Annotated in this window: 7 protein-coding genes; 5 read left to right on the forward strand and 2 right to left on the reverse strand. The window is 43.3% G+C overall.

Going from position 1 to position 7322, the window contains the following annotated elements; all coding sequences use genetic code 11:
• The 3 genes from AB4653_RS07480 to AB4653_RS07490 form a co-directional block, all read left to right on the forward strand.
• Positions 1-726 (forward strand): inosine/guanosine kinase (locus tag AB4653_RS07480; RefSeq protein ID WP_372103721.1); only part of this gene is annotated, 726 nt, incomplete at its 5' end.
• A gap of 294 nt (positions 727-1020) precedes the next feature.
• Complete coding sequence (locus tag AB4653_RS07485) at positions 1021-2769, forward strand: formate--tetrahydrofolate ligase (protein ID WP_102257716.1); 1749 nt, start codon at positions 1021-1023, stop codon at positions 2767-2769.
• A gap of 240 nt (positions 2770-3009) precedes the next feature.
• On the forward strand, positions 3010-4914 hold the full coding sequence (locus AB4653_RS07490; RefSeq protein WP_102257715.1) for a diguanylate cyclase: 1905 nt from the start codon (positions 3010-3012) through the stop codon (positions 4912-4914).
• 68 nt (positions 4915-4982) lie between these two features.
• Here AB4653_RS07490 and AB4653_RS07495 read toward each other — a convergent pair whose 3' ends face one another.
• Positions 4983-5588: a beta-phosphoglucomutase family hydrolase gene (locus tag AB4653_RS07495; RefSeq protein WP_102257714.1), complete on the reverse strand. Its 606-nt coding sequence runs from the start codon at positions 5586-5588 to the stop codon at positions 4983-4985.
• Between the two features lie 87 nt (positions 5589-5675).
• Here AB4653_RS07495 and arfB point away from each other — a divergent pair, with 87 nt between their 5' ends.
• The gene (gene arfB / locus AB4653_RS07500; protein WP_012600691.1) at positions 5676-6086 is read left to right on the forward strand and encodes an alternative ribosome rescue aminoacyl-tRNA hydrolase ArfB; all 411 of its coding nucleotides are present in this window, start codon (positions 5676-5678) and stop codon (positions 6084-6086) included.
• 176 nt (positions 6087-6262) lie between these two features.
• Here arfB and AB4653_RS07505 read toward each other — a convergent pair whose 3' ends face one another.
• Entirely contained in the window at positions 6263-6580 is a 318-nt protein-coding gene (locus AB4653_RS07505) for a helix-turn-helix domain-containing protein (protein WP_102257713.1), read from the reverse strand.
• 198 nt (positions 6581-6778) lie between these two features.
• On the opposite strand from AB4653_RS07505, the gene AB4653_RS07510 reads away from it, so the two are divergent.
• Positions 6779-7117, forward strand: coding sequence for a hypothetical protein (locus AB4653_RS07510; RefSeq protein ID WP_102257712.1), 339 nt, complete (start codon positions 6779-6781; stop codon positions 7115-7117).
• Positions 7118-7322 lie beyond the last annotated feature (205 nt).

Here is a 7322-nt window from a genome sequence, read left to right on the forward strand (position 1 = left end):
TCATACCTAATGCGCGGCAAACCTGAAGATCCGATGCCAAAAGCGGTACAAAAAGCGATTGAATACGCGAAAGCGCACAATGTGCCAGTTGTACTAACACTTGGTACTAAGTACGTGATCGAAGGTAATGCGGAATGGTGGCAAGAATATCTGAAAGAAAACGTAACCATCGTCGCGATGAACGAAGACGAAGGTGAGGCGTTAACGGGTGAAAAAGATCCGCTTCTAGCTGCTAACAAAGCACTTGAATGGGTTGACCTCGTTCTCTGTACTGCTGGCCCTATCGGTTTATACATGGCTGGCTACACCGACGAGCCTGCGAAACGCGAAACCACTCTGCCATTGTTACCGGGTAACATCCCTGAGTTCAATAAATTCGAGTTCAGCCGTGCTATGCGTAAGCAAGACTGTCAAGACCCGGTAAAAGTATACTCTCACATTGGCCCTTATCTTGGTGGCCCGCGCGAGATTAAAAACACCAATGGTGCTGGTGATGGTGCACTTTCTGCACTTCTACACGACATGGCAGCAAACAGCTACCACCACGTGAATGTTCCAAACTCAGAAAAGCACGAGCACTCGTGTCTAACGTATTCTTCTCTGTCTCAAATTTGTAAGTACGCAAACCGTGTAAGCTATGAAGTGTTGACTCAGCACTCTCCTCGCCTTTCTCGTGCACTACCTGAACGCGAAGATAGCTTAGAAGAAACATACTGGGATCGTTAATCGACCACATTAAGTAGTTAACTCTTAGAGGTTAACGCCAAGCTAGATTACCCATTCCTTGAAGGGCTGCTATATGCAGCCCTTTTTGTATTCAACACCAATATAGCCGTAACTGAAGGTAATCAGATCGAATATTTTGCTCGTTTAAGATTTGATCTCGCGCAATGACTCTTTAGATCTGTTATCTTCCAGCACATAATTGATGTGGTTTGCCTTTACTTGGCAAATTTATACAGTACTATCGCCACGCAAACGTTTACGTACCACCTTTCGGTTCTGATATAAGGATCAAATATGCTGTCTGATATTGATATTTGTCGCTCTACTCCCCTTAAAAACATCAGTGAGGTTGCCAAGCAAGCTGGCCTGCACCACAACGAACATCAGCCATTAGGGCAATACAAATCTAAAGTGTCTCTCACATCACTTGAACGCCTCGCTAGCCAACAAGATGGTAAATTAGTCGTGGTTACGGCCATCACACCGACGCCTCTTGGTGAGGGCAAAACCGTCACCACTATCGGATTAGCGCAAGGCCTAGCAAAGATTAACCAATCCGCTATAGCCTGCATTCGCCAACCTTCAATGGGCCCGGTATTTGGTGTAAAAGGTGGTGCAGCTGGCGGTGGCTATTCACAAGTTGCCCCAATGGAGCAATTGAACCTTCACCTGACTGGCGACATTCATGCCGTAACAGTCGCTCATAACCTCGCCTCTGCCGCTATTGACGCTCGTTTGTATCATGAGCAACGTGAAGGGTTAGAAGCCTTTGAGGCTCGCTCAGGCTTAAAAGCTCTGGATATCGACCCACGCAGAATAGTATGGCGACGTGTACTTGACCACAATGACCGCGCACTGCGTATGATCACGGTTGGCAAGAACGAAGCAGGCAAAACAATTAATGGCTTTGAGCGCGAGGACGGCTTTGACATCTCAGCCGCTTCAGAGCTGATGGCTATTCTTGCTCTAACTGATGACCTTCAAGATTTAAGAAAGCGCATCGGGCGAGTGGTACTCGCATACAACAACCAAGGCTTGCCATTAACCGCAGATGACTTCAACGTAGCAGGTGCTATGACCGTCACAATGAAAGACTCCATAGAGCCAACATTGATGCAAACCCTTGAAGGGATTCCTACCCTAATTCACGCAGGGCCTTTCGCTAACATCGCACACGGTAACTCTTCTATTATTGCCGATAAGATTGCGTTAAAGCTGAGTGATTTTGTTGTGACTGAAGGCGGTTTCGGCTCAGATATGGGCTTTGAGAAAGCGTGCAACATCAAAGTGAAAGCATCGAACAAAAAGCCAGATTGTGCTGTTATTGTCGCAACATTACGAGGTCTAAAAGCCAACTCAGGTTTATACGATTTGAGACCGGGAACTCCGCTACCAGATTCAATCTTTAATGATGACCAAGACGCGCTCATTGCAGGGCTTGAGAACCTTAAATGGCACATCAACAACGTTAAGCAATACCAAGTGCCTACAGTTGTTGCGATCAATCGATTTCCACAAGACTCAGCTCAAGAGCTCGATGCTTTGAAACAGATGATCACCGACTTCGACCCAAGCGTTAGCGTTGAAGTAAGCGAAGCATTTGGTCAGGGTGGCGAAGGGGCGACTAAATTGGCTCACGCCGTAGTAAAAGCTTGCCAAAAACAGAGTGAATTTAAGCCTTTGTATCACTCAAAGCAAAGCCTAGAAGAAAAGCTGATGGCCGTCGCTGAAGTTGGCTATGGCGCAGCAAGTATCTCGCTATCTCCACTGGCTAAAAAACAACTGGCCGAATTCAAACTGCATGGCTATAACGACCTATCGGTTTGTTTAGCAAAAACACCACTATCGATCTCGACAGAAGCACACGTAAAAGGTGCACCATCTCAGTTTGACGTACCCGTTAGGGAGCTAAAACTGTGTGCTGGTGCTGGCTTTATTTACGCGCTGTGCGGCAATGTAATGACCATGCCAGGCCTACCTGATAAACCGGCTTTTATGTCGTTGGACATTGATAGCAAAGGAAACATCGTTGGTTTAAGTTAATTACGACAAGACATAGGCTAAAAATCCGCTTTATCTAGAATAGCCTGTCCGTACTATGCTCCCCATTATATTTACGGACAGGTCTACTTTCTGATACCTAATTGCTTAATTAACACCCCAAATGCAATAAATTTCATTGAAACCAAAATTATATGCACGCCTGATTATAAGTTTTGGGTCAAGATCACATTAATAGACCTACAAAATATATAGTATTGCGCTGATTTTTCGAGGACAGTGATGAATACGAGTATAAAAAAACTAATCAGCCAATTTCTATGTACCCTGTTTGTCCTAGGATTAGTCCCTGCTCTCTATATAAACTCTGAATTTGAACGGGTTGAAGCTCAGCATGCGCTGAACATCAAACAGTCGAATCAAAACCAAATCGAATACAGCTTTCATCAACTCGCGATTATTGTTGAGCAAATATCAAACGCGGTTCCCTCTATTGCCGCTTCACAGACCCTACTCCGTGCAGTTGCTGAACCTTCGATTGCTAACAAACAGGCACTTCAAGATCTCTGGGTAGTATTAGTAAACGGGCAACGGTACTACTCTCAACTACGTTTCCTAGATCTAGACGCCAACGAAGTCTTCCGCGTCAACTACAAGGATGGTCAAGCAACTATCGTCGCAGACCACAAGTTACAGAACAAATCCTCTCGCGATTACTACAAAGTGCTACAAGAATTATCGATCGGAGAGGTAAGCGCTAAAGGCATTGATCTTGAGGCCGAAAATGGAGAGTTAATTCGCCCCTTTTCGCCGACACTTCGCATTATGACGCCTGTCACTGTAGGGGAGCACATTATTGGCTATTTCATTGCTAACCTAAATATGCGCGAGATCTATGATCGCTTACATTACCAGATAGGTACATCAGCGACAGTTCCGGTCATTCTTAACAAATCGGGTCATGTCATCATGGGGCCCGACCCTGAGGATTCATTTGGGCATATGGTTGAATCACGTTCAGACAAGACGTATGCAAAACTAGCCCCAGGCCTGTGGCAGAATATTCAAAGCGGTACCTCATCCAGCTATTTTGATGGTAAAAACTGGTATTTTCACTCTGACATCAGCCCTAAAATTAAGCAGTTTGAAGGACCAATCTATATGGTTCTTCATATTGAAGAACATCAATTTAACACTCAGTTTCAACAAGAAAATCACGCCATAGTCGTTCAGATAATCATACTCTCGATATTGATTTCAATGATTTCTGCAGGTTTCGTACTGTGGAACAGAAATCATAAAAAGAACAGTATCGAAAGCCAACTCGCCAAAGCAGCAATGAATGGTATGTCTGCCCTATTAATCACAGACAAAAATAACCGAATCATAAAAGTAAACCAAGAGTTCACCCGTGTCAGTGGCTACGAGTTAGAAGATGTAAAAGGTAAACAGCCTTCATTGTTTAACGCTGGCCGCTATAATGAAGAGTTCTACATTAAAATGTGGAGCGTTATTAAAGAGACAGGGATGTGGGAAGGCGAAGTGGTGAACCGACGAAAGGATGGCACCTTCATCACGGAAATTCTTCGAATACAAACCATCAAAGACTCAAAAGATGTGATTCAATTTTATGTTGCATCATTTGTTGATATCAGCAAACGCAAAGAGCTCGAGAATAAACTGAGAAACCTTAGCGAAAAAGATGCACTATCTGGCTGTTGGAATAGACGAAAGTTCGACCTGGAGCTTCGTGACGAGTGTTCTCGCGTTAGTCGTTACCCTACTCGCGAGCAGTCTTGCTTAGCCATATTGGATATTGACCATTTCAAACGCATTAACGATAGGTTTGGACATGATTATGGCGATAAAGCGATTCAAATCGTAGCACAGGTACTGCAACGTGAATGTCGAGATACCGACTTCGTGGCTCGTATTGGTGGAGAAGAGTTTGGGGTTATCTTGCCTCACACGACACCAAAAGAAGCCGACTATGTGCTTAATAGGCTGAGAATCGCGATCAGTATCGAGTTCGACAACGTCGTTACAATAAGTGGCGGAATAACCAACCTAACAAGTGAACCAGCACTCAATTATAAGTGCGCTGATTTAGCACTGTACGAAGCAAAAGCAGTAGGTAGAAACAGTGTATGTTTGTTCCTTGATAGCGAAATGAGCGAAATTGCATAGCAGAAGCCTGAGTCGCACCACCGCCCCGCTAACTTGTTCATTTCACTCTAGAGTCGTTCACTTAACCATCAATTCGGTGCGGGGTAGAACTCAAGCTTATTCCCTTCGACTACCAGAATGCAATCCATATTCGCAGCATGGGCTGCCTGCTTACCAAGGTGAGTATCTTCAAACACAACACACTGCTTTGGCTGCAAACCCATACCCAAACAAGCAGCTAAGAAAGTATCAGGGTTTGGTTTGTGATTCTTCACATCTGTCGCTGTCACTAAGATATCCAACTTACTCAAGATATCCGTTTTATCTAACAGTTGTTCTGCGCTCTTGCGTTGACTGCCCGTTCCAACAGCTATCTTCTTGTCACCGAGATGGTCTATCAAAAGAGAATACGTACAAGGGATAATATCTCCTTTGTCTTCAATAGCTGCAAACGAAGCCATTTTAAACGTAGAAACCGCTTGTGGGTCGAGCGATAAACCGTACTTACTATTTACCTCACCCGCGATCTTATAACTCGGCATTCCACCTAAGCTATGCAGCCAAGACGCTTCGAAATAAAAGCCGAACTCTTCCGCCGTTTGCTGCCATGCTTTTACATGTGCTGGCATTGTATCGATCAACGTACCGTCCATATCAAAGATTAATCCTTCATATGCCGTTAAATCAATTTTCATCACTACTATCACTCTTTAAGAAAGTTACTGATACCATACCCAATATTCAGTATCATGACCCCATATTACTGTTCAAAATGGATGTTTATGTTACAAATATCTAACTCTGTTTCAATTCAAGACTGGGAACTCCAGCTAACCGCGATCAGAGCTCAAGGAGCCGGAGGTCAAAACGTCAATAAAGTATCGAGTGCGATACATTTACGTTTTGACATCAAGCACTCAACCCTACCCGATTTCTATAAAGAAAAACTCCTTGCACATAAAGATGGTCGTATCACTAAAGATGGTGTGATTATCATTAAAGCTCAACAGTACAGAACTCAGGAGCAAAACCGAGACGATGCTTTGGTACGTTTGAAAGAGCTGATCTTAGAAGCAACAAAAGTTCAAAAAGTGAGACGAGCAACCAAGCCAACACGCGGCTCTCAAAAAAGACGTTTAGAAAGTAAAAAGCAAAGAAGCACCACCAAACAACTTCGCGGAAGAGTAGACTAATTGTTTCATGTCCGTAGTGAGCACCTCACCATGAAACAATCATTTTAGCTCTAACTAGCTGGACAAAAGACGATACCTGACATTATTTATTCGTAGACAATTTATTCGAAGACTGGTTGTTTGAGGCTACGTATTTAAAACACTATTGATTAGAAAATATCTATTGGAACAAAACGCTACTTCTGTTTTTTGACCGACAAAATCAGTTTAATCAACAGCATTCGCTCTTCACTGGTTAACAAACGACTAGCAGCAGCTACATCTTCCGCTGCTGCTTCAGACGATCCTACAACGTCGAGTACGACATCCAAGTCCGTCACTTTCAAAGTTCTCGTGATCGAACGATACTGAGACATTTTGATATCAGCCTCTCCGCGCTCAATTCGTTGATAGGTTTTCAAGCTCATTCCTGCGCTAGCCGCTAATTTTTCTTGAGACCAATTGCCTAGCTTCCTACGCTCAATCAGCGCAATGACTATAGGTTCTTGTGACATAAGCACCTCCAGAATAGACAGTTATGACCTAATTTCAGCAAGAAGCAGACCATATTGACTTAGAACAGTTTACATAAGCGATTAAAGGCATATTATTCGGCCGATAAAAACGTTACGTTTCATGGACTTTCACACTTACAACGGCGTTAACTCGCGGGTAGATAAGTTTGAATTATCAGAGCTAGGAAATAAGAAAAATTGCAAATTGCGAATAATGATAGCGTGAAATTGGAAATTGCGAATCTCTATAAATTGGCATTTCCTTGCATACAACAGGCTTTAGAATCAGAAGATACCCGTAATGAAATTATTGCGGTACAGCAGAGATTACTGACTTACAAAGAAGTGCTGTTACACGGAAATATGCTAGAAGATAAAGAATTAAAACAGGCTTTTTCTGCATTGAACCAAAGCGAGAAAGGTGTTGTACAAGGTGGTATTCAAAATATCAACGATGCAATAAAGCAAATGGATGAAATTATCGAAAGGTATAGCAGGAAGGCGAAAATCAATAAGCAGGCTTATCAGCAAGTTTGAATCGATAGTACACCGAAATAACTAAGTCGACGCTGTCGCTTGTTAAAGCGTCGACTTACTCAAAAACAGGGTGTTTAACGTAAAGCTATTTTCTAAAGCGATTAAACGCTCTAAAGCCAGAAAACAACATCAACATACCTAGCAAGCCAAATGATACACTCCCACCACTGCTACCAGAGCTTGTAACGGGCTTCTTCTTCAAGCC

The sequence above is a fragment of the Vibrio sp. 10N.222.48.A3 genome, from assembly GCF_041475345.1.
GTDB classification, from domain to species: Bacteria; Pseudomonadota; Gammaproteobacteria; order Enterobacterales; family Vibrionaceae; genus Vibrio; species Vibrio tasmaniensis_A.